This window comes from Halogeometricum sp. CBA1124, assembly GCF_009741955.1.
Classification (GTDB): Archaea; Halobacteriota; Halobacteria; order Halobacteriales; family Haloferacaceae; genus Halogeometricum; species Halogeometricum rufum.
Genome location: NZ_WPCD01000307.1, coordinates 1 through 2,680, shown reverse-complemented (window position 1 = coordinate 2,680; position 2,680 = coordinate 1). Strand labels below are relative to the sequence as shown.

Here is a 2,680-nt window from a genome sequence, read left to right as displayed (position 1 = left end):
CGTCGCGTCGCCCGTTCGGTCCCCGTCGCTCGCGTCGGGTCCGTCGCGCCCGCCGTCCGCCCCGGACGCGGCGGCCCGCCCCCTGCCGTCGTCGCGCGCCTCGGGCGGCCGGCCGGCGAGTTCGAGGAAGACGTCCTCCAGACTCGGCTCTCGCGTGCGGATGTCGACCACCTCGCCGCCGGCCGCCGCGGCCGCCTCGCGGACGGAATCGACGGCGTCCATGTCGGGGACGACGCGCCGGTACCGGCCGTCGTCGGTGGCCTCCGACCCCTCGACGGCCGCCGTGGTGAACACGTGGTACGTCGTCTCGCCGTGTTCCTCGCGTATCTCCGGCACCGTCCCGCGGGCGATTATCTCCCCGCGGTTCATGATGACGACGCGGTCGCAGACGCTCTCGACGTGGTAGAGGTTGTGCGCGCTGAAAACGACGGTCTTGCCGCGGTCCGCGAGGTCACGGGTGAACTCCAGCACGTAGTTCGTCGTCAGGGGGTCCAGTCCCGACGCGGGTTCGTCGTAGATGAGCAGGTCCGGGTCGTTCACCAGCGACCGGGCGATGGCGACCTTTCGCTTCATCCCCTTCGACACGTCGCCCAACCGCCGGTCGCGGTGTTCGAGTTCGAGTCGGTCGAGAGTGTCCTCTGTGCGCCGGGTGGCCTCCTCGCGCGGCACGTCGTACAGGTCCGCGAAGAAGCGCAGGTACGACCGCGCGGTCATGTCCTCGTAGAGGGGTGACTCCTCGGGCAGGAAGCCGAGGTGGCGGCGCATCTCCGGGTCGCCGGCGTCGTAGTCGCCGACGCGCGCCGTCCCCTCGGTCGGTTCGACGAGTCCCGCCAGCATCTTCAGCGTCGTCGTCTTCCCCGCGCCGTTCGGCCCGACGACCCCGAAAATCTCCCCCTCGTCCACCGCGAAGTCGCTGCCGACGACGGCGGGGAAGTCGCCGTACGTCTTGCGAAGTCCCTCGACCCGTATCATGCGCGTTGCGAGGGACGACCCCCTGTTAAATGGTTCGTGCAGATGTTCAGCGTTGATACTCGGACCCGGGAGCGACGACGGACTGATTACCCGCGGCGAGAAACGGTGGGTCGTGCCCGCAGACGACTATCTCGACCCGCGGACGGCGCTGTTCGTCGGCGGGTTCGTCGCGTTCCTGTTCTGGTTCGCCGGCGGCCTCGCGTACGTCGCCGCGGGGGAGGTGTTGCCGACGGTCCGCACGTTCGCCCTCGTCTTCGCCGGCCTCGGGTTCGTCTTCCTCGGCGGCGGGGCCGTCGTCGCCCTCGTCCTCCGCTGGCGGGCCGGCGACTGACCCCCTGCGGACCGGCCGGCGACTGTCTCTCGCGAACGGACCGCCGACTGCCCCTCGCGGCCGCGGACGCGGGACGCGAAAACGTTTCGTGACACCCCGGCGATAGTTCGAACGTATGGCTGTGACTGTCGTGCAAGGGACGGACGGTCGGTGGCATCGAACGGACATCCTCGCCTGCACCGAGTCGTCGGTGCTGGAGACCGGTGAGAAACAGGACCGCGAACTGGAGGAGTTGGGAGAGGACCGGTGTTCGAACTGCACGTGGTAGGGGCGCGCCGCGGCGCGGGCGGGAGACGCCTCGCCTACTCGTAGTCGTAGAACCCCTTTCCGGTCTTCTTGCCGAGGTCACCCGCGTCCACCTTCCGCTTGAGGAGGTACGCCGGCTTGTACCGGTCGCCGAGTTCCTCGTGAAGCGTCTCGGAGGCGTCCAGACAGATGTCGAGGCCGATGTGGTCGGCCAGCGTCAGCGGACCCATCGGCACGTTGGTGCCGAGCGTCATCCCCCGGTCGATGTCGTCCTTCGAGGCGACGCCCTCGTCGTAGGCGCGGATGCCCTCGTTTATCCACGGCATCAGGATGCGGTTCGTGACGAACCCCGGCTTGTCGTCGGACTCCCACGTCTCCTTGTCGAGTTCCTCGGAGAACTCGTGCGCGATGTCGACGACGGCGGGGTCCGTCTTCTCCCCGACGACGACTTCGACGCCCTTCATCACCGGCACCGGGTTCATGAAGTGGACGCCGACCACCTTCTCGGGGCGGTCCGTCGCGGCGGCGATGGTGGTGATAGACAGCGTGCTCGTGTTCGTCGCCAGCACCACGTCCTCGTCGGCCACCTCGTCTAAGTCCGCGAAGATGTCGCGCTTTATCTCCATGTCCTCGACGGCCGCCTCCACGACGAGGTCCGCGACGGAGAGGTCGGCCAACTCCGTCGTCCCGTGGATGCGGTCGAGGACGGCCTCCGACTCCGACTCGGTGAGGCGGTCCTTCCGCACGAACCGCGCGAGGGAGTCTTCGATGCTGTCGAACCCGCGTTCGACGAACTGCGTCTCGACGTCGCGCATGACCACGTCGTACCCGGCCATCGCGGCCACCTGCGCGATGCCGTTGCCCATCGTGCCGGCGCCGACGACGCCGACCGTCTCCACGTCGGATAGCTCACGAACGTCCATGAGATTCGATGCGCGGCGACGGGTTCTAAACGTGGCGAACCGGCGCTCGTATCTGCCCTCCGATAAAGAACGTGATAGATTTCGAACAGCCACGGAAACTCTCAAGTTGCGCAACGTGAAGGTATTCCCCAACGGGTGAAAGCGTGACGCAAGGTGCCGACAGCGAGGATGGGGTCGACGACCACGCCGAGGGCGACGCCGTCGGCGA

Annotated in this window: 4 protein-coding genes; 2 read left to right on the top strand and 2 right to left on the bottom strand. The window is 67.9% G+C overall.

The genetic code is table 11. The annotated features are described in order from the left end of the window. On the bottom strand, positions 1-972 hold a 972-nt coding region (locus tag GJ632_RS20800; protein ID WP_191453922.1), incomplete at its 3' end, for an ABC transporter ATP-binding protein. Between the two features lie 112 nt (positions 973-1,084). Between GJ632_RS20800 and GJ632_RS20795 the strand changes: the two genes are divergently transcribed. Together GJ632_RS20795 and GJ632_RS22610 are read left to right on the top strand one after the other, a co-directional pair. Beyond that, positions 1,085-1,303 (top strand): hypothetical protein, encoded by a 219-nt coding sequence (locus GJ632_RS20795; RefSeq protein ID WP_343161304.1) that lies wholly within the window; start codon positions 1,085-1,087, stop codon positions 1,301-1,303. A 115-nt stretch (positions 1,304-1,418) separates the two neighbouring features. Then, a complete protein-coding gene (locus GJ632_RS22610) occupies positions 1,419-1,571 on the top strand; it encodes a hypothetical protein (RefSeq protein WP_177232569.1) in 153 nt (50 codons plus the stop codon). 34 nt (positions 1,572-1,605) lie between these two features. Here GJ632_RS22610 and GJ632_RS20790 read toward each other — a convergent pair whose 3' ends face one another. Continuing rightward, a complete protein-coding gene (locus GJ632_RS20790) occupies positions 1,606-2,472 on the bottom strand; it encodes a 3-hydroxyacyl-CoA dehydrogenase family protein (RefSeq protein WP_191453921.1) in 867 nt (288 codons plus the stop codon). Between the last annotated feature and the right edge of the window lie 208 nt (positions 2,473-2,680).

Excerpts from the sequence above, each read along its gene's own strand:
- GJ632_RS22610 (WP_177232569.1), top strand. The coding sequence starts at position 1,419 with ATGGCTGTGACTGTCGTGCAAGGGACGGACGGTCGGTGGCATCGAACG.
- GJ632_RS20790 (WP_191453921.1), bottom strand. The coding sequence starts at position 2,472 with ATGGACGTTCGTGAGCTATCCGACGTGGAGACGGTCGGCGTCGTCGGC.